The organism is Halomonas sp. JS92-SW72, from assembly GCF_003547075.1.
Taxonomy (GTDB): domain Bacteria; phylum Pseudomonadota; class Gammaproteobacteria; order Pseudomonadales; family Halomonadaceae; genus Halomonas; species Halomonas alkalicola.
The window spans coordinates 3,837,483-3,854,463 of record NZ_CP032147.1; the positions used below are offsets into that span (position 1 = coordinate 3,837,483).

Sequence of the window (16,981 nt, forward strand, 5' to 3'; positions counted from 1 at the left end):
CCTCATGAATGTTGATTGGCTCTTCGTTACTTCATGTGGATTTAGCTTGAGGGGGAGATATTTATGACTATGCCATCCGAGAGGACACGAGCTGTGATTCATACTCGGGAGTTCTTGCAAGAGATCTCCCAAGACGTCTCTCTCCCCGACTCTGTTCGCCGGCAAGCGAAGCATTTGCTTCGTCACTATCCGTCTCGCTCAGAAATGCTTCTGGCTGGTCGTGTAGAAGAGCGGTTGACAGAGGGGACCCTCTTTGAACCGACCTTCAGCTCCTTTATTGAAGAGTAGCAAGCTCAGGCGTTCGGCTGCGTCAGCTCATCCCGAGTTAAGCTCAAGTCTTGTGTATGGAGGGAAGTCGAGAGGGTGACGTATCCTGCTGATATACTAATTGCCCGTGAGGCTTGACCATATAACACCCAAGTGGTCTGTCGATGACAGATGACAGCGGATACGCAAGAGACGTCTCGACGTCAGCATGATTCACCCCCTTTTCGCCTGACGACCATAGCGTGCGTGAACCACCTGATCCCATGCCGAACTCAGCAGTGAAACCGCTCAGCGCCGATGGTAGTGTGGGGTCTCCCCATGTGAGAGTAGGTCATCGTCAGGCACTTATATAGAAAAGCCCCGATCATCACGAGATGGTCGGGGTTTTTCGCATGGCGGCAGCGTGGCGAGCCAGGGATCTCCCCATGGAGAGTATCGGGACGCCGACCGCCGGGTGGCCGGCCCGGTCATCCTCAGGTACTTATAGAGAAAAGCCCCGATCATCGTAAGATGATCGGGGTTTTTCGCATGGCGGCAGCGTATCGAGCCGGGGGCTCGCCATTGAGGGAAGAGGGTAGAGGATTAGACTTTGGTATAAAGACTAAGATATAATGCTCGACAATGTGAACATGTCCTGAGGTCCTTTCCCATGAGCAATGCCAAGGCGATCTATCCGACCATCTGGGATCTGGCCAGCGACCAACGTCCCGTCATCATGCCCCTGCTGCGCGGCGTGTGGCGTGCAATGATGAAGATGGCCGAGGCTCAGTGCCGGGCCCAGGCCGGCCGTGAGTACCTTCCGTACGTCTGATCGGTGCCTCTCCCTCCTGTGCATCTCTCACAGGGGGGAAGGAGAATCATGAAAAAAGCCCGGGCTTCACAGCCCGGGCTTTTTTCTTTCTGTCGACTGGCGGGATAAGGCTTACACCACGCCCTGATCGATCATGGCGTCGGCGACCTTGCGGAAGCCGGCGATATTGGCGCCCAGCACCAGGTTGGTCGGCTCGCCGAACTCCTGGGCGGTGTCGGCACACTGCTTGTGGATGTTGGCCATGATCTCCTTGAGCTTGGCGTCCACCTTTTCCAGCGGCCACTGCTCCATGCTGCTGTTCTGGGCCATCTCGAGCTGGCTGGTGGCCACGCCGCCGGCATTGGCCGCCTTGCCCGGCCCGTAGGCGATCTTGGCCTCGAGGAAGAGGTCTACGGCCTCGGCGGTGGAGGGCATGTTGGCGCCCTCGCTGATGCACGTGACGCCGTTATCCAGCAGGGCGCGGGCATCGGCGATGGTCAGCTCGTTCTGGGTGGCGCTGGGGAAGGCGGCGTCGGCCTTGAAGCGCCAGACGGCATGGCCATCCTCGGGATAGCGGTTGGCCGGGATGTACTCCGCCTCGGGGTGCGTGGCCAGGTACTCCTCCAGGGAAGCGCGCCTGACTTCCTTGAGCTCCTTGAGCAGCTCCAGGTCGATGCCGCGGGCGTCATGGACGGTGCCGCGGGAGTCGGAGCAGGTGACCGGCTTGGCGCCCAGCTCGTAGAGCTTCTCGATGGTGTAGATGGCGACGTTGCCGGCGCCGGAGACCAGGCAGGTCTTGCCTTCGATGCTCTCGCCGCGGGCCTCGAGCATGTTTTGGGCAAAGTAGACCGCACCGTAGCCGGTGGCTTCCTTGCGGCCGATGGAGCCGCCCCAGTTCAGCCCCTTGCCGGTGAGCACGCCTTCGTAGCGGCCGGTGAGGCGCTTGTACTGGCCGTACAGGTAGCCGATCTCGCGGGCGCCCACGCCGATGTCACCGGCCGGCACGTCGGTGGTCGGGCCGATGTGGCGGTAGAGCTCGTTCATGAAGGACTGGCAGAAGCGCATGATCTCGCCATCCGACTTGCCCTTGGGGTTGAAGTCGGAGCCGCCCTTGCCGCCGCCGATGGCGAGGCCGGTCAGGGCATTCTTGAAGATCTGCTCGAAGCCCAGGAACTTGATGGTTCCCGAGGTCACGCTGGGATGGAAGCGCAGCCCGCCCTTGTAGGGGCCCAGTGCGGAGTTGAACTGCACGCGGTAGCCCTTGTTGACCTGTACCTTGCCATCATCATCGGTCCAGCAGACGCGGAACATGATCTGGCGCTCGGGTTCGACGATGCGCTCGATGATGCTGTGGTCCAGGTAGTGCGGACTGCGCTGAAACAGCGGGCGAAGGCACTCCAGAACCTCTTCGGCGGCCTGATAGAACTCCGTCTGCGCGGGGCTGCTCTTGCGAAGGCGTTCGAGGGTGTCGTGAACGTAGGGCATCGGCGTGTTCCTGTGTTGCAAGGTGACTTCGTGTCCGCCAATCGGGCAGACAGCCTGGAAGTGGTTTCCACGGGATTCACAATATAAAGCAATGCACCATTATGCAGCAACTGTATAGGCTATGCGTTGGCTAGACATTGATATGAGCCGAATTAGCTTGAAACTGCCGCTTTCTTTCGCACCAAATAAATACATTAGAATCTTTTCAAAAATGGTGATTAAACGCTAGCGGTATCTCGTGCCGCTGGCCGCCCCGCTGGTATCATGGGGCCATCATTCGCTGTGGAGTGCCTCCCCTTGACCCTGACCACGCCGGCGCTGCTGTTTCCGGCCATCTCGCTGCTGCTGCTGGCCTACACCAACCGCTTCCTGGTGCTTGCCCAGCTGATCCGCAAGCTGGCCGACGAGGAGCGCAACCAGCACCAGGAGACCAACACGCGGCAGATCCTGCTGCTGCGCCGGCGGATCTCCCTGACCAAGCGCATGCAGCTGGCCGGGGTGCTCAGTTTTCTGCTCTGCACCCTGTCAATGTTCGCCCTCTTCCTGTCTCTCCAGCTCACCGGCATGGTGCTGTTCGGGGTCAGCCTGGTGACGCTGTCGGTATCGCTGATCTACTCGCTCTGGGAAATCCAGATCTCCACCAATGCCCTAAACGTGCAGCTTCAGGACATCGAGGATCTGCTGGGCGCGGGAAATCCCCGCACCGGGCGCCGGGGAGGTGACGCATGAGCAGGGTGCCATCCGAGCTGCTGCTCTACTGCCGTCCCGGGTTCGAGCGCGACCTGGCCGAGGAGCTGGTCGACAAGGTCGCCGCGGCGGGCTGGGCAGGTGAGGCCGTGCAGGGGGTGGGCGGGGGCTTCGTTCGTTTCTGCGTGGCGAATGGAGAGCCGGCCAATGGGCTGCATCGTGCCCTGCCGCTCACCACGCTGGTGTTTGCTCGCCAGAGCCTTGTGGCGCTGCCGCCGCTGGCGCTGGACAGGGAGGATCGCCTCTCGCCGATCACCGAGCAGGTGGTCGAGACCGGCTGGAGCTTCGAGAGCATCTGGCATGAGACGCCGGATACCAACGATGGCAAGGCACTGGTCGGACTGGCCAAGGCACTGTCGCGGCCGCTGGAGTCGCTGCTTAAGAAGCGCGGGGCGCTGCGTCGCAAGGCCGGGGGGCGACGGCTGCACCTGCTGTGGAGCGCCGGTGATCGCGTCCAGCTGGGCATGAGCTTTCCCGGCAATCGCAGCGAGGAGCCAGGGGGCATCCGTCGCCTGCGCTTTCCCAGGTCGGCCCCGAGTCGCTCCACGCTCAAGCTCGAGGAGGCCTGGCATGAATTCGTGCCGCGCGCAGAGTGGGACGAGCGCCTGGCCGAGGGGATGCAGGCCGCCGACCTGGGGGCGGCGCCCGGCGGCTGGACCTGGCAGCTCGTTCATCGCGGCATGCATGTCTATGCCATCGACAACGGTCCCATGGACAAGGCCCTGATGGCGACCGGTCAGGTGGAGCACCTGCGCGAGGACGGGTTCGTGTGGGAGCCGCCCTACCGGCTCGACTGGCTTGTATGCGATATCGTCGACAAGCCGGCCCGGGTCGAGGCCATGATGGAGCGCTGGCTGGTGCGGCGCTGGTGCCGCGAGGCGGTGTTCAATCTCAAGCTGCCGATGAAGCGTCGCTGGCCCGAGGTGGTGGCCTGCCTGGGGCGGCTGGAGCAGGCGCTGGCCAGTGCAGGGGTTGCCGCGGAGGTGAGCTGTCGTCACCTCTACCATGACCGGGAAGAGGTGACGGTGCACGTGCGGCTGCGTGACTAGCCCCCCGGCTGCCCGTTGAGCGACAGCCGGGGCGACCCTGGCCGCCAGCGTCAGTGGGTGGTCGGCTCGTAGATGCGGATGCGCTCCTCTTCGGTCAGCAGCGGCAGCAGGCGCTGCATCACCCGGGAGCGCTCCTCGCTGGTGTACCATTCCTTCCAGGCGCGCAGGTCGCGCCACTTGGTGATCATCAGGCGCCGCTCGCTGTGGCCGAGTTCGACGAGGCTCTCGCCGCCCACGAAGCCGCGCGCGCCGAGGGATTCCCGCATCGCTTCCCGGGCGGCTTCCTCGTACTCCTCCTCGAGCCCCGGCATGATCCGGCGTTCGATAATGATCTTGATCATCTAGCTTGCTCCCAACAGAGTTATTCCCAACGACGAGGCCATCGATGGTTGATTCCCGTGACGTCCAGCCCGAGGCGGCGCCCGACTTTCAGGTCGAGCTCGACACCACCGGGCTCTACTGCCCCGAACCGATCATGCTGATGCACAACAAGGTGCGTGACATGCGCTCCGGCGAGGTGCTCAAGGTCATTGCCAGCGATCCCGCCACTACGCGGGATGTGCCGAAGTTCTGCCAGTTTCTGGGCCATGAGCTGATTCGCCAGGAGGAGCTCGAGGGCAGCTACCGCTACTTTATCCGCTTGGGCTAATTCTGTCCCGCGGCTCAGCCCGGCGGCGTGTCGCCGGGCTCCGGCATCACCATCAGCGCCAGTGCCTCGAGCGTGGCAGGATCCTCGCGACGAATGCGGTTGGCGATCTGGCGCTGGAAGAAGTAGACCACGCGGTGGCGGCTATGGCCGGGGTAGAGGCAGGGATCGCCGGGCAGGATCGGGGTTGACTCCACCAGGCGCTCATCGGCCAGCAGCGCCTCGACGCCACCGTCGCTGTAGAGCCGCCAGCCGAACACCTGCTTGAGCTGCCAGGGAGCATCGCCTTCGTCCATGCACAGGGCGTGGGTGCCCTGGGTCTCGGGGATCTGCTGGATGAGGGTGACCTGCTCGGTCTCCTCGTAGTCGAAGTAGGCGGCCGCGTGCTCGAGCTCGAACACCTTGTGCTCGGGCGCCTGCTCGAACAGCTCCTCGGTCTCGGGGTCACGATAGCCGACGAAGCTGCCGTGCTCCGGATCATCCAGGCGATGGCAAGGGGTCAGAGCCTCCATCCAGGGCACCATGCCGACCACCTCTCCATCCTCGCGCAGGCCCCAGGCCAGCAGCGGCATGCCGTAGAGGGTGTCGGAGCTCGAGGCCAGGCGATAGACCATCTCGAGGCCGTCAAGCTCAGGCGCCAGGCGAATCAGCCGCCGCCTGGCTTGCAGGCGCTGGCGCATCGTTTCCAGGTCGATGACCCGGGCGGGGCGGTGTGACAGCGGGATTCCCATGACGTCTCTCCAGATGCTGCGTGATCACGGCATCGGCGCGGGGAGCCAGGCTCCACGGCCGCTCGGAAGCGCACTGCGTCACTCTGGCTTCCACCAATAGCACAGACGGTGGGGGAGGTTAAGCCCTGTCGCACATCCGCTGCCTCACCGGCAGCGCTCTGCCAGGGTGCTGCGCAGGGCCTGATGGTGATCGCGGGCGGCTTCGAAGGCGGGCAGGGGGGCCGCTGCAGACTCCCGAGAGAGCCATTCCCGGTGGTAGGCGCTGACCGCGTCGGGAGGGGAGTCCAGCGAGCCGAAGAGGGGCTCGAGCCCGGCCAGCCAGGCCTGTGCAGCGCCGCTGAGCGCCTCCAGCCACTGCGCTAGCCACTCGTCGTGCTCGGCCTCCTCCAGGGCCGGCGTGAGGCAGCCGTCATGGCGCGCCAGGGCACGCTCGGCCAGCGCCGAGGCCTCCTCCAGGCGCTGCGTGGCGAGCACCAGGGTGCGAAGCAGTTCGGCGGTGTAGGGCCGCTCGTTGAGGGCGCGCAGATGTCCCTCCAGGGCCTCCGGGTCGGGTGGGGGGACGTCGTTCGCTGCGCTATCGGTCTGCGCTGGCAGGTCGGTCAGCGCCTGCAGATAGGCAAGCGCTGCCAGCTGCGCCTCCGGGGGCGCCAGGGCGTCCGCCGGCAGCGGCGCGCTCACCCGCGAGAAGCTGCCGGCCCACTCCTCGGAGCCGAACAGCCCATTCCAGGCCGCCCGGGGCAGCTGCTCCGTCTTGGTCCTGGTCAGGCGCTCGAGCAGTTCGCGATCCGCATCGGCCAGCCGCTCGGGGACCTCGCTCTCCAGGCAGTCGCTCAGGCGCTGCCACAGCGTCAATTCGTAGCGCCACACCTGGCTTGCCGGCGCCACCCGCCCGAGGGTGCTGTTGCGCTCCGCGACGAGGGTGGTGATATGGCATTCGCGCAGCGCAAAGATGTTGAGCAGCCCCTCCCGCGTCTCGGGGATCACCACCAGCCGCTCACGCGGGCCGGGAAAGGCGCCGATATTGTCGGGGGCGGCCGGGGTGGGGGGCGCCAGGTCGAGGCGCCGAGCCAGCTCGCGCTGATAGTCGACGAGCCGGTCGTTGCTGTCGCCGCCGCCGCTGCAGGCGGCCAGCAGGCCACCCAGCCCCGCGACCAGCAGCCGGGCAGGGCCGCCGTTAACGAACGCCCAGCGCATCGTAGCTGCCCTCCGCCGCTGCCGCGCTGATCCGCCTGAGGCGCTCGCCGAGCAGCAGGGCCGCCACGGTGAGGCCGCCGATCAGGCCGATCCAGTAGCCGTGCACGCCCATCGGCTCGATCACCCCGAGCAGGCCGCGGGTGCCCAGCCAGTGGCCCCCGGCCAGCCCGACCAGCCAGTAGGAGGCCAGGGTGATCAGCATGATGATGCGGGTGTCCCGGTAGCCGCGCAGGGCGCCGGCCAGGTTCACCTGCAGGGAGTCCGAAAGCTGGAAGATCATGGCCAGTAGGACCAGCGAAAGGGCCAGTCGTTGCACGGCCGCGTCGTGGGTATAGAGGGCGATGACCGGTTGTGCGGTGAACCACAGCAGGGCGCTGTTGAGCAGCGCGACCATCACGCTGGCGGCTATACCGAAGGTGGCCACCTGGCGGGCAAGGGCCGGCCGCCCCTGCCCCAGGGTATTGCCGACCCGTACCGTCAGCGCCATGCTCAGCGAGAGCGGCAGCATGAAGAGGATCGAGGTGTAGTTGAGCGCTACCTGGTGGGCCGCCACGGTGATCTCGCCGAGGCTGGCGATGAGCAGCGCGATCACGGTGAACAGGGTCACCTCGACGAAGATCGCCACGCCGATGGGCACGCCCACATGGAGCAGTTCACCGATCATCTTCAGACGCGGCGGGGTGGGCGAGTGCCACAGCGAGACCTCCCGATAGGCCGAGGCGCGACGGGTATAGAGGGCCATGGCGAGGCACATGGTCCACAGCGACAGCGCCGTGGCGATGCCGCAGCCCAGGGCGCCCAGTGCCGGGAGCGCCTGAACCCAGGCCGGCAGCCCGTCGCCGAACAGGGCGGTGAGGCCGTCGCCACCGTGGATCAGCACATAGTTGCTGGGGATGTTGACGGCCAGGCCGATCAGGCTGATCCACAGCGAGGGGCGGGTATGGTTCATGCCGTCGGAGAAGGCGCGCAGCGCCTGGAACAGCGCCGCCCCGGGCATGCCGAAGGCCACGGCCGCCAGATAGGCCGCCGAGCGGCTGGCCACCTCCTCGGGCACCGCCATCAGCACGAAGATCGGCTGGACGGCGAACCACAGCAGCGCTGCCGCCGCGATGCCCAGCACCAGCGCCACCCACAGGGCCTGATGCACATTGGGACGAATCTCGGTGAGGCGCCGCCCCCCCAGCAGCTGCGCCACGATGGGCGTCAGCCCCATCAGGGTGCCGGTCATGAACAGCATCAGCGGCAGCCACAGGCTCGAGCCCACCGAGACGGCGGCCAGGTCGGTGGCGCTCAGCCGGCCGGTCATCATCACATCGGCCACGCTCATGCCGGCCTGGGCCAGCTGGGCGCCGCAGATCGGCAGCGCCAGGGCCAGCAGCGGGCGCGTTTCCCGGCGGCCGATAGTGAGCAGGCGGGCGAGGGGGGTGAACAAGGTCGGGCGCTCCATGCGATCAGGGGTCAGGCCGGGCGGGGAAACCGCTCACTATAGCAATGCCCAGGGGTTTTGGCCCGCGGCGCCAGCCGCCTATAATGGCGGTCCCCCCATGCCCGTGGAGCCTGCGTGACTCACCGACTCGAGGATGTCATCGCCCTGTTCGATGGCCTGTTCCAGGAGACCTTCCGTACCCGCCTGGTTCGCGGTGGCGATGAGCCGCTCTACCTGCCCGCCGATGCCGACACGCCCTTCCACCGGGTGATCTTTGCCCGGGGCTTCTATGCCAGCGCCCTGCACGAGATCAGCCACTGGTGCATCGCCGGCGAGGCGCGCCGGCAGCGGGAAGACTACGGCTACTGGTACCTGCCGGACGGCCGCGATGCCCGGGAACAGCGCGATTTCGAGGCGGTGGAGGTAGCGCCCCAGGCGCTGGAGCTGCTCTTCTCGCGGGCCTGTGGTCTGCGCTTCCATATCAGCGTCGACAACCTGGGCGGCGACGTCGAGGTGGATCGCGAGGCCTTCCGCGCGCGGGTCGAGGCCAGGGCCGAACGCTACGAGCGGGAGGGACTGCCGCGCCGCGCCGCGGCCTTCCGCTGCGCCCTGCAGGGCTACTACCGGGAGGGCGTAGGCCTTGCGACCGCCATCGCCGCGGGAGGTCGCCTCCTGGCGCCCGAGGGGGAAGTGGTGGTGTGACAGCGGCCGTCCGTGGCGGGCGAAGTCGGCTAGGCTGAAGGCGTTCCCCCTGGCAGCCGGAGTCCGCCGTGGCCACACCTTCCTTGCCTTCTCCCGACCCGCTGCCCCAGGAGCAGCGCTTTCTCGACGCCCTCGACCAGGACCGCTGGCCCGCGACCGGGCATGGCGGGGACCTCGACGAGGCGGCCCTGACCCCCGAGGCGCTGGTCGAGCTGTTCGAGTCCCAGCTGATGAGTCGCCATCTGGACCTCCAGGCCCGTCGCCTGCAGGCCCGAGGCGAAGGCTTCTATACCATCGGCAGCGCCGGCCATGAGGGGAATGCGGCGATTGCCCGGGCCCTGCGACCCACCGACCCCGCCTTCCTGCACTATCGTGACGCCGCCTTCCTGATCGAGCGCAGCCGCCAGCGGCCCGGCCAGGCGCCGCTTCGGGACCTGCTGCTCAGCTTTGCGGCATCGCGGGACGACCCGATCTCCGGGGGGCGCCACAAGGTGCTGGGCTCCCGGGGGCTCAACGTGCCGCCCCAGACCAGCACCATCGCCTCCCATCTGCCCAAGGCGGTGGGCGCGGCCCACAGCCTGGGGCTGTGGCGTCGCCTGGGCGGCGGCGGCGAGTGGCCGGCCGACAGCCTGGTGCTGTGCAGTTTCGGCGACGCCTCCTTCAACCATTCCACCGCCCAGGGGGCGCTCAATGCCGCCGGCTGGGCGGCCTATCAGGGCGCCCCGCTGCCGCTGGTGATGGTCTGCGAGGACAACGGCATCGGCATCTCCACGCCCACGCCCTCCGGCTGGATCGAGGCGAGCATGGGCACCCGTCCCGGCTTCCACTACCTGGCCTGCGATGGTCTAGACCTGATCGACACCTGGCGCACCGCCCGGGAGGCCGCGCACATCGCGCGCCACCGCAAGCAGCCGGTGTTTCTGCATATGCGCTGCGTGCGGCTGTTCGGTCACGCCGGCTCCGATGCCCAGCAGGCCTACCTCTCGCCGTCACGCATCGCCGCCGACGAGGCCCGCGACCCGCTGCTCTACGGCGCCGGCCTGCTGCGTCGTCACGGGGTGCTCTCCCGGGACGAGATCGCCAGCCGCTACCGGCGCATCGGCGAGGAGGTGGCACGGTTCGCCGAGGAGGCGATTCGCCGCCCGAAGCTGGTCTCGGCCGCCGAGGTGATGGCCAGCATCGTGCCACCCTCGCGTCCCGGGCGACGGCTTGCGGACCCGGTCGAGGTCGAGTCGGCGCCCCTCCCGGGCACCATGGCGAAGCTGCTCAACCAGGCCCTGCAGCGGCTGATGGCCAGCTACCCCCACCTGGTGATGGCCGGCGAGGATATCGGCCGCAAGGGGGGCGTCTACGGGGTGACCCAGCGGCTGCAGGCCCGCTTCGGCCCACATCGCGTGATCGATACCCTGCTCGACGAGCAGAGCATCCTGGGGCTCGGCATCGGCCTGGCCCACAACGGCCTGGTGCCGCTGCTGGAGATCCAGTTCCTGGCCTACCTGCACAACGCCGAGGACCAGCTGCGCGGGGAGGCGGCAACGCTGAGCTTCTTCTCGAATGGCCAGTTCACCAATCCCCTGGTGGTGCGCATCGCCGGGCTCGGCTACCAGAAGGGCTTCGGCGGGCACTTTCACAACGACAACGCCATCGCCGTGCTGCGCGATATCCCGGGCCTGCTGGTGGCCTGCCCGTCGAATGCCGCCGACGCCGTGGGGCTGCTGCAGGAGGCGGTGCGTCTGGCCGACGAGGCGCAGCGGGTGGTGGTCATCATCGAGCCGATCGCGCTCTACCATACGCGCGACCTGCTGGAGGAGGGAGACGATGGCTGGTGCTTCCCCGATCCGGGGCCGACGCACTGCCTGCCGGTGGGTGAACTCGGCCAGTGGGGCGAGGGCGTCGACCTGGCCATCATCACCTATGGCAACGGCGTCTACCTGGCCCGCCAGGCGGCCGCGGAGATCGACCCGGCGGGTCAGCGGCTGCGCATCGTTGACCTGCGCTGGTTGACCCCCATCGACCACGACGCCGTGCACCGGGCGGTCGCCGGCTGCCGGCGGGTGCTGGTCGTCGACGAGTGCCGCCGCTCGGGCTCGCCCAGCGAGGAGCTGATCACCGGCCTGGTGGAGCGGGGCATGGCGAGCGAGCGTCTGGCGCGGCTGACCGCGGAGGACAGCTTCATCCCGCTGGGGCCGGCGGCCACCGTGACACTGCCCTCCCGGGCGAGGATCATCGAGCGCGCCCGGAAGCTGCTGGCCGGGGCCTGACGCCGGCTCAGGCCTCGTCGTCGCCGGCCTGGCTGTCGTCGATGTCGAAGTCGAAGTCGTTGTCGATGGTGCCATCGAGGTCGGCGCCGCTCATGCGCTGGTGGAGGTGCAGCATCACTTCCACTTCGTGCTCCGGGCGCAGCGGCTCCAGGCCCAGCTCGCCGAACATCTCGCCGCGGGCCCGGGACCATTCGCCGGGGGGAATGCCGTTGTAGAGGCTCTCGGCGGGCGCCAGCTCCACGAAGGGGTCGAGGCCATAGGTGTCGAACAGCCGCGACAGGGCGGCCTCGTCGTCGCTGACCCCGGCGGTGTAGAGGGTGTCGCTGAAGTGGTCGTTCTCCAGCTCGCGGATCACATCCAGCGGGCTCACGCCCATGCTGTTGAGCTCCTCGAGGCTATACTCCCCCAGCGAGATCATCTCGGCGTCGAGCCAGTCGTCCTCGGGCTGTATCAGGGTGTGCTTGACGCGCCCGTCGGGCAGCGTCCAGGCGATGGCCAGTGGCAGGCCGCCATCCTCGCCGGTCTCCACGGCGATAAAGCCGGGCAGGTCGGGCATGTTCAGGTCTCCTGGTGTGTCGGGGTCAGGGCCGGGCGGCCGGCAGGCGGAAGAAGGCGCGGGCGGTGTCGCTGGTGGCCCTGGCCAGTGCTTCCTCATCGATGCCGCGCCAGTGGGCGATCTCGCGCACGATCCACGGCAGCAGCGCCGGCTCATGGCGTCTGCCCTTGAGTTTGGCAGGTAAATTGCGCGGCAGCAGGTAGGGGCAGTCGGTTTCCACCATCAGGCGATTCAGGGGAATCTCGCCGACCAGCTCGCGCAGGTGATGGCCGCGGCGCTCGTCACACAGCCAGCCGGTCAGGCCGATGTGCAGATCGAGGTCCAGGTAGCCGAAGAGGGTGTCGCGGTCCGCGGTGAAGCAGTGCACCACGGCGTCGCCGATCTCGTCGCGGAAGGCGTGGAGCATCTCGCGCATGCGTCGGCCCGCGTCGCGCTCGTGCAGGAACAGCGGCTTGCCACACTCCACCGCCAGGCCCAGCTGGGCCTCGAAGGCGCGCTCCTGCTCGGCGGGCGTGGAGAAGTTGCGGTTGAAGTCGAGCCCGCACTCGCCCACCGCCACCACCTCGGGCTGGCGGTGGAGGTCGGCCATGGCAGCGGCGAGGCCGGCATCCCAGCGGCTGGCATCGTGGGGGTGCACCCCGGCGGTGGCATACAGGGCCAGGCCCGGTTCGCTGCACCGGCGGGCCATCGCCACCGCCTGCTCGGCATGCTCGCGGTCGGTGCCGGTGAGGGTCAGGGTGGTGACGTTGGCCGCCCTGGCGCGGCCGAGCACCGCCGGGAGGTCGCGGGCGAAGCTCTCGTGGGTCAGGTTGGCGCCGATGTCCACCAGCGGCGCCGCCGCGCGCAGGCGCAGGGCCTCCGGCAGGAAGTCATCGAAGGGGGCGGTCGGGTCAACCAAGGGTCGGCTCCTGTGGTGGTGATGTCCGGGATGTCGGGGCGCGGCGCAGTGTACTCGGGATCGCGAGCGCTCACCATGGCGGCACGGCCACGTCGGGCCGGAGTTGCGCTACACTAGGGAGCGTTAACAATTAGGCCAGCCATATGACGGCGGATACAAGGTTGAGTAGCGACTGGCGTCGGGGTGACAATGGCTGAGTTTAAGCGAAGCATCAAGAGCATTGTTCGTGGTAGCCTGATCGGCGTGGTGATTGGTGCTATTCCTGGGACAGGGGCTACCGCGGCAGCGTTCATCTCTTACAGTGATGCCAAGCGGCGTTCACCCAATCGTGATAAATTTGGAAAGGGAGAGGTGGAAGGTGTTGCCGCCTCAGAGGCGGGGAACAACGGCGTGGCTGGTGCCACCATGATTCCGCTGCTGTCGCTGGGTATTCCCGGTGACGTGATCACTGCCATTATCCTGGGTGCCTTCATGGTCCATGGCTTGACGCCGGGCCCGATTCTGTTCCAAGAAAACCTTCCTCTGATCTATGCGCTATTCCTGGGGATCATGCTGAGTTCAGTGATCTTGCTGTTCGTTGGTAACGCAGCAATACGCTACTTTTCGCTGATTGCTGATATTCCCAAGGCGATTCTTTTTCCGATTGTGCTGATGTTCTGTGTGTATGGGGCATATGCGGTCAATAATGATACCTTCGATGTGTGGTTGATGCTGGCCTTTGGACTGCTCGGCTATGTGTTCAATCGTACCGGGATACCAGCAGCCCCTTTCTTGATTGGCTTTATCCTGGGTCCGATGTTCGAAGATAACCTGCGGCGCTCACTGCTGATTGGTTCCAATGACCTGTCGATCTTTGTGCGTGGTCCGATCACTTGGTTCTTTATTGCCCTAACGGTCGGCTCCATTTCACTGGCCATCTATCGGTTCATTACGGCACGGAAAGAACCGAAACGCAGCGTGGACGAGTCCAGTCCATGATGCCAAGGGCATAGTGCCCGTGATATCGCTCCGGTCGATGGGCTCGACCGGAGCGTAAGGCAGTCGAGCCGGCATGAGCTGGATAGACCGGCTGAGATAGCGATATCTACATGGCGGCGTCTTGGTTGACGGCCGCCATTTTTTTCCGGGTAAGATAAATAGGCGTGGAGGTTAACCCACAGTAACGCCTCCGCATACAAACATGGTTTGCCCGGTAATGAAGCTGCTGCGAGAGTCGCAGAAGAAGCTGACGGCCTGAGCGACATCATCGGGTTGACCCATTCGCTGCACTGGGATGTTCTCGATAATGCGGCGTGCACGCTCGGAATCGGGAGGGTTGTTCTCCCAGAATGCTGTTGTGGCGATGGGGCCCGGAGCCACACAGTTGACTGTGATTCCGTCGCTGGCCAGTTCCAGCGCCCATGTGCGCGCCATGGATTGCAAGGCTCCTTTGGTCGCGCTGTATAGAGTGCGAGCCTCCTTGCCCAATACCACACGGCTGGCATTCATGACGATGCGGCCTTGACCATGGCGGCGCATGCTGGGCAGCAGAGATTGGGTGCACACCAGCGCGGAACGCACATTGAGATGCATCAGTGGGTCAAAATCTTCGACACGTGTGTCGTCGAGCAGGGCAGGGCGCACTATGCCAACATTGTTGACGAGACATGTCACCGCATGGGCATCGGCAATCGACTGGAGTATCTGTCGGGTCGCATTGACGTCACTGAGGTCGACTTGATGAGCATCTGCTTTCAGAGACTCTGCCTCGGGTGACTCGATGTCTAGCACGAAGACGCGATAGCCATCTTGCTGTAAACGTAAGGCAATGGCTTGACCGATGTTTCGCGCACCACCGGTGACGACAGCACAGGGTTGATACATAGAGAAATCCTTATGGCGTTGGCAAATTGACTTGAAGTGTGAGTCTTGAAATTATACGCCAAATGATGTCGCTTTCGTATATACTTTGTATCCCTCTTTTGTCTGTTGGGCACTAGGCCACTTGTGCCACCATGGTCAGTGCGAAAATCGTATAGGAGTCATGTATGCAGTCATTTAAAAATGGGCTGGTGGTCGGGGCTGGCACCATGGGGATGAACCTTGCCAAGCTAATGCTTGGTAACGGCATGACGGTGACGGTGCTGGATATCAACCCCAATGTGTTGGATCGTTGTCGCCAGGCCCTGGAGTCTGATCCTGCTAGCAAGGTACAGGCTCACTTTGTCAGCGATTGGTTGCAGGTGGGGGAGTGTGATGTCGTTCTCGAGAGCGTCACTGAAGACCTTGCGCTTAAGCAGCGAGTGCTGAAGGATGTGGAGGCTCATGTTGGTGACGCGACACTGATCCTAACCAATACATCAGGACTTTCTATCGATGAACTGTCTGATGTTCTGACTCGCCCGGAACGGTTCGTGGGAGCTCATTTCTTTAATCCTGCGGATCTCATACCGACTGTCGAGGTGATCCCAGGGCGATTTACTTCTGATACCTTCGTCGATCACGCAGTTGATTTGCTCCGCGGGCTCGGAAAGCGTCCTGCCGTGCTGAAGCAAAGCGTGCCGGGTTTCGTGGCGAATCGTATTCAACATGCATTAATGCGTGAGTGTCTCTCGATTTTGGAGCAAGGCGTTGTGGACGCTGAGACATTAGATGATATCGTACGCTACTCAATTGGTATTCGTCTTGCTATCAACGGACCGCTACGCCAGCGGGATCTAAATGGACTAGACACACATCTCAATATCTCAAGCTACCTATATCCGAGCTTGGATAATCGCACCAAACCATCTCCTCTGCTTGAGGCGTTGGTGGAGAAGGGATATCTCGGCCGTAAAAGTGGTAACGGCTTCTATGAGTGGCCTGCTGGAAGTGGGGAGAACTACGATCGTCAGGAGAGAGAGTTGCTTGTACGCCTCCTGTCAATGATGAAAGAGGGCTAAGGCCGTCAGGAATGACCGTTATTTATTGCTGATGCGAAAGAAACACCCCCTTGCCTGAAAATTGGGGCGATGTTAGGCAAGGGGGCTTAGTGAGGAGGTGGATGAAATAGGATACAGCTTAACTCTGGGCTTCTCGAATCATGTTGCGAGAGATAATCACCTGTTGGATTTGGGTGGTGCCTTCATAGAGTCGGAAAAGGCGTACATCGCGATAGAACCGCTCAACGGCGTATTCGCTGATATAGCCGGCTCCGCCATGAATCTGTACGCCACGATCTGCTACGCGGCTGCACATTTCAGTGGCGAACATTTTGGCACAGGAGGCCTCGGTACTTACATTCTGGCCTTCATCTCGCTTGCGTGCCGCATCCAGTACCATGCACTTGGCGGCATAGATTTCTGCCTTGGAGTCCGCCAGCATTCCCTGGATCAGCTGGAATTCAGCGATGGGCTTGCCGAATTGCTTGCGCTCCATGGCGAAGCGAAGGGAATCCTCCAGAACACGCTCGGCGGCGCCCACTGCGATGGCGGCAATGTGCAGGCGCCCCTTATCCAGCACTTTCATTGCAGTTTTGAAGCCGACACCTTCCTGCTCGCCAATCAGAGCGCTTTCCGGTACCCGGACATTGTCAAAGATGACATCTGCAGTGTGAGCACCCTTCTGGCCCATCTTCTTATCGCACTTGCCAATCGTGATACCCGATGTATTGGCATCTACAATGAAGGCGCTGATACCTTTGGCGCCTTTGATTTCCGGGTTGGTGCGCGCCATGACGGTGAAGATACCGGCATGCGGCGCGTTGGTAATGTAGCGCTTTGTGCCATTGATGATGTATTCATTCCCATCCTTTACAGCAGTCGTCCTTAATGACGCCGCATCGGACCCTGAATCCGGTTCAGTCAGGCAGAAAGAGCTGAGAATCTCACCGCTGGCCAGGCGTGGCAGGTAGCGGGATTTCTGCTCATCTGTGCCGTCGAGAAGAATGCCAATTGAGCCGATACCGTTGTTGGTCCCGATGAAGGAGCGGAAAGCAGGAGAGGTTCTGCCAAGCTCAAAGGCAATGTTGACTTCTTCTTCCATTGTGACTCCGAGGCCGCCAAACTCCTCGGGAATGGTGAGTCCAAACATTCCCATATCGCGCATTTGCGATACGATGTCGTCAGGAATCTGGTCGGTTTCGGCAACTTCTTCCTCTCGTGGAATAAGCTCTTCGTTGACAAAGCTTCGGATAGAATCGAGAAGAATCTGCATTGTTTCCTGGTCGCGAATCATAATCTCACCTCGCTGATATGGTGGCTTGCTGGTCA

General features: G+C 64.0%; 18 protein-coding genes and 1 rRNA gene. 10 read left to right on the forward strand and 9 right to left on the reverse strand.

Going from position 1 to position 16,981, the window contains the following annotated elements:
- Nucleotides 1–69: 69 nt before the first annotated feature.
- The 3 genes from D1793_RS20125 to D1793_RS19580 all read left to right on the forward strand — a co-directional run bounded on the left by D1793_RS20125 (nt 70) and on the right by D1793_RS19580 (nt 1,078).
- Nucleotides 70–288 carry a BPSL0761 family protein gene (locus D1793_RS20125; RefSeq protein WP_346426397.1) on the forward strand — a complete coding sequence of 73 codons (219 nt, stop codon included), beginning with the start codon at nt 70–72 and terminating at the stop codon, nt 286–288.
- Nucleotides 289–494: 206 nt separating this feature from the next.
- Nucleotides 495–610: ribosomal RNA gene (gene rrf / locus D1793_RS18125) — 5S ribosomal RNA — on the forward strand.
- Nucleotides 611–916: 306 nt separating this feature from the next.
- Entirely contained in the window at nt 917–1,078 is a 162-nt protein-coding gene (locus tag D1793_RS19580; protein WP_162900024.1) for a hypothetical protein, read from the forward strand.
- Nucleotides 1,079–1,189: 111 nt separating this feature from the next.
- Here the strand turns inward: D1793_RS19580 and gdhA are convergent, their stop codons facing one another.
- On the reverse strand, nt 1,190–2,542 hold the full coding sequence (gene gdhA, locus D1793_RS18130) for an NADP-specific glutamate dehydrogenase (RefSeq protein WP_110070443.1): 1,353 nt from the start codon (nt 2,540–2,542) through the stop codon (nt 1,190–1,192).
- A 297-nt stretch (nt 2,543–2,839) separates the two neighbouring features.
- Here gdhA and D1793_RS18135 point away from each other — a divergent pair, with 297 nt between their 5' ends.
- The gene (locus D1793_RS18135) at nt 2,840–3,271 is read left to right on the forward strand and encodes a DUF2721 domain-containing protein (RefSeq protein WP_119023371.1); all 432 of its coding nucleotides are present in this window, start codon (nt 2,840–2,842) and stop codon (nt 3,269–3,271) included.
- On the forward strand, nt 3,268–4,338 hold the full coding sequence (gene rlmM, locus D1793_RS18140) for a 23S rRNA (cytidine(2498)-2'-O)-methyltransferase RlmM (protein ID WP_119023372.1): 1,071 nt from the start codon (nt 3,268–3,270) through the stop codon (nt 4,336–4,338). The genes D1793_RS18135 and rlmM overlap by 4 nt, the downstream gene beginning before the upstream one ends.
- A gap of 50 nt (nt 4,339–4,388) precedes the next feature.
- On the opposite strand, the gene D1793_RS18145 is transcribed toward rlmM, so the two are convergent.
- Nucleotides 4,389–4,679: an antibiotic biosynthesis monooxygenase gene (locus tag D1793_RS18145; RefSeq protein ID WP_110070446.1), complete on the reverse strand. Its 291-nt coding sequence runs from the start codon at nt 4,677–4,679 to the stop codon at nt 4,389–4,391.
- Between the two features lie 44 nt (nt 4,680–4,723).
- On the opposite strand from D1793_RS18145, the gene tusA reads away from it, so the two are divergent.
- On the forward strand, nt 4,724–4,987 hold the full coding sequence (tusA, locus tag D1793_RS18150) for a sulfurtransferase TusA (protein WP_110070447.1): 264 nt from the start codon (nt 4,724–4,726) through the stop codon (nt 4,985–4,987).
- A 14-nt stretch (nt 4,988–5,001) separates the two neighbouring features.
- Here tusA and D1793_RS18155 read toward each other — a convergent pair whose 3' ends face one another.
- From D1793_RS18155 to D1793_RS18165, 3 genes are all read right to left on the reverse strand, one after another.
- A complete protein-coding gene (locus D1793_RS18155; RefSeq protein WP_119023373.1) occupies nt 5,002–5,715 on the reverse strand; it encodes a hypothetical protein in 714 nt (237 codons plus the stop codon).
- Between the two features lie 144 nt (nt 5,716–5,859).
- On the reverse strand, nt 5,860–6,909 hold the full coding sequence (locus tag D1793_RS18160) for a DUF3080 family protein (protein WP_119023374.1): 1,050 nt from the start codon (nt 6,907–6,909) through the stop codon (nt 5,860–5,862).
- Nucleotides 6,890–8,341 (reverse strand): MATE family efflux transporter, encoded by a 1,452-nt coding sequence (locus D1793_RS18165; protein WP_240407716.1) that lies wholly within the window; start codon nt 8,339–8,341, stop codon nt 6,890–6,892. Before D1793_RS18165 ends, D1793_RS18160 begins: the two co-directional genes overlap by 20 nt.
- Before the next feature lie 129 nt (nt 8,342–8,470).
- Between D1793_RS18165 and D1793_RS18170 the strand changes: the two genes are divergently transcribed.
- Together D1793_RS18170 and D1793_RS18175 are read left to right on the forward strand one after the other, a co-directional pair.
- The gene (locus tag D1793_RS18170; protein ID WP_119023376.1) at nt 8,471–9,037 is read left to right on the forward strand and encodes an elongation factor P hydroxylase; all 567 of its coding nucleotides are present in this window, start codon (nt 8,471–8,473) and stop codon (nt 9,035–9,037) included.
- A gap of 68 nt (nt 9,038–9,105) precedes the next feature.
- A complete protein-coding gene (locus D1793_RS18175) occupies nt 9,106–11,298 on the forward strand; it encodes a thiamine pyrophosphate-dependent enzyme (protein ID WP_240407717.1) in 2,193 nt (730 codons plus the stop codon).
- Between the two features lie 7 nt (nt 11,299–11,305).
- Here the strand turns inward: D1793_RS18175 and D1793_RS18180 are convergent, their stop codons facing one another.
- Entirely contained in the window at nt 11,306–11,854 is a 549-nt protein-coding gene (locus D1793_RS18180; RefSeq protein WP_240407718.1) for a hypothetical protein, read from the reverse strand.
- Between the two features lie 25 nt (nt 11,855–11,879).
- Nucleotides 11,880–12,752 (reverse strand): TatD family hydrolase, encoded by an 873-nt coding sequence (locus D1793_RS18185; protein WP_119023377.1) that lies wholly within the window; start codon nt 12,750–12,752, stop codon nt 11,880–11,882.
- Nucleotides 12,753–12,941: 189 nt separating this feature from the next.
- On the opposite strand from D1793_RS18185, the gene D1793_RS18190 reads away from it, so the two are divergent.
- Entirely contained in the window at nt 12,942–13,730 is a 789-nt protein-coding gene (locus D1793_RS18190) for a tripartite tricarboxylate transporter permease (RefSeq protein WP_240407719.1), read from the forward strand.
- A 171-nt stretch (nt 13,731–13,901) separates the two neighbouring features.
- On the opposite strand, the gene D1793_RS18195 is transcribed toward D1793_RS18190, so the two are convergent.
- Nucleotides 13,902–14,615 (reverse strand): SDR family oxidoreductase, encoded by a 714-nt coding sequence (locus D1793_RS18195; RefSeq protein WP_119023378.1) that lies wholly within the window; start codon nt 14,613–14,615, stop codon nt 13,902–13,904.
- 164 nt (nt 14,616–14,779) lie between these two features.
- On the opposite strand from D1793_RS18195, the gene D1793_RS18200 reads away from it, so the two are divergent.
- Nucleotides 14,780–15,673 (forward strand): 3-hydroxyacyl-CoA dehydrogenase NAD-binding domain-containing protein, encoded by an 894-nt coding sequence (locus D1793_RS18200; protein WP_119023379.1) that lies wholly within the window; start codon nt 14,780–14,782, stop codon nt 15,671–15,673.
- A gap of 118 nt (nt 15,674–15,791) precedes the next feature.
- On the opposite strand, the gene D1793_RS18205 is transcribed toward D1793_RS18200, so the two are convergent.
- Nucleotides 15,792–16,946 (reverse strand): acyl-CoA dehydrogenase family protein, encoded by a 1,155-nt coding sequence (locus D1793_RS18205; protein WP_119023380.1) that lies wholly within the window; start codon nt 16,944–16,946, stop codon nt 15,792–15,794.
- Between the last annotated feature and the right edge of the window lie 35 nt (nt 16,947–16,981).

What these genes read in the sequence shown, in the direction of transcription:
- D1793_RS18205 (WP_119023380.1), bottom strand. Translation starts at nt 16,946, where the DNA reads ATGATTCGCGACCAGGAAACAATGCAGATTCTTCTCGATTCTATCCGA.
- D1793_RS20125 (WP_346426397.1), top strand. Translation starts at nt 70, where the DNA reads ATGCCATCCGAGAGGACACGAGCTGTGATTCATACTCGGGAGTTCTTG.
- D1793_RS18200 (WP_119023379.1), top strand. Translation starts at nt 14,780, where the DNA reads ATGCAGTCATTTAAAAATGGGCTGGTGGTCGGGGCTGGCACCATGGGG.
- gdhA (WP_110070443.1), bottom strand. Translation starts at nt 2,542, where the DNA reads ATGCCCTACGTTCACGACACCCTCGAACGCCTTCGCAAGAGCAGCCCC.
- D1793_RS18180 (WP_240407718.1), bottom strand. Translation starts at nt 11,854, where the DNA reads ATGCCCGACCTGCCCGGCTTTATCGCCGTGGAGACCGGCGAGGATGGC.
- D1793_RS18160 (WP_119023374.1), bottom strand. Translation starts at nt 6,909, where the DNA reads ATGCGCTGGGCGTTCGTTAACGGCGGCCCTGCCCGGCTGCTGGTCGCG.
- rlmM (WP_119023372.1), top strand. Translation starts at nt 3,268, where the DNA reads ATGAGCAGGGTGCCATCCGAGCTGCTGCTCTACTGCCGTCCCGGGTTC.
- D1793_RS18190 (WP_240407719.1), top strand. Translation starts at nt 12,942, where the DNA reads ATGGCTGAGTTTAAGCGAAGCATCAAGAGCATTGTTCGTGGTAGCCTG.
- D1793_RS19580 (WP_162900024.1), top strand. Translation starts at nt 917, where the DNA reads ATGAGCAATGCCAAGGCGATCTATCCGACCATCTGGGATCTGGCCAGC.
- D1793_RS18145 (WP_110070446.1), bottom strand. Translation starts at nt 4,679, where the DNA reads ATGATCAAGATCATTATCGAACGCCGGATCATGCCGGGGCTCGAGGAG.
- tusA (WP_110070447.1), top strand. Translation starts at nt 4,724, where the DNA reads ATGGTTGATTCCCGTGACGTCCAGCCCGAGGCGGCGCCCGACTTTCAG.
- D1793_RS18155 (WP_119023373.1), bottom strand. Translation starts at nt 5,715, where the DNA reads ATGGGAATCCCGCTGTCACACCGCCCCGCCCGGGTCATCGACCTGGAA.
- D1793_RS18195 (WP_119023378.1), bottom strand. Translation starts at nt 14,615, where the DNA reads ATGTATCAACCCTGTGCTGTCGTCACCGGTGGTGCGCGAAACATCGGT.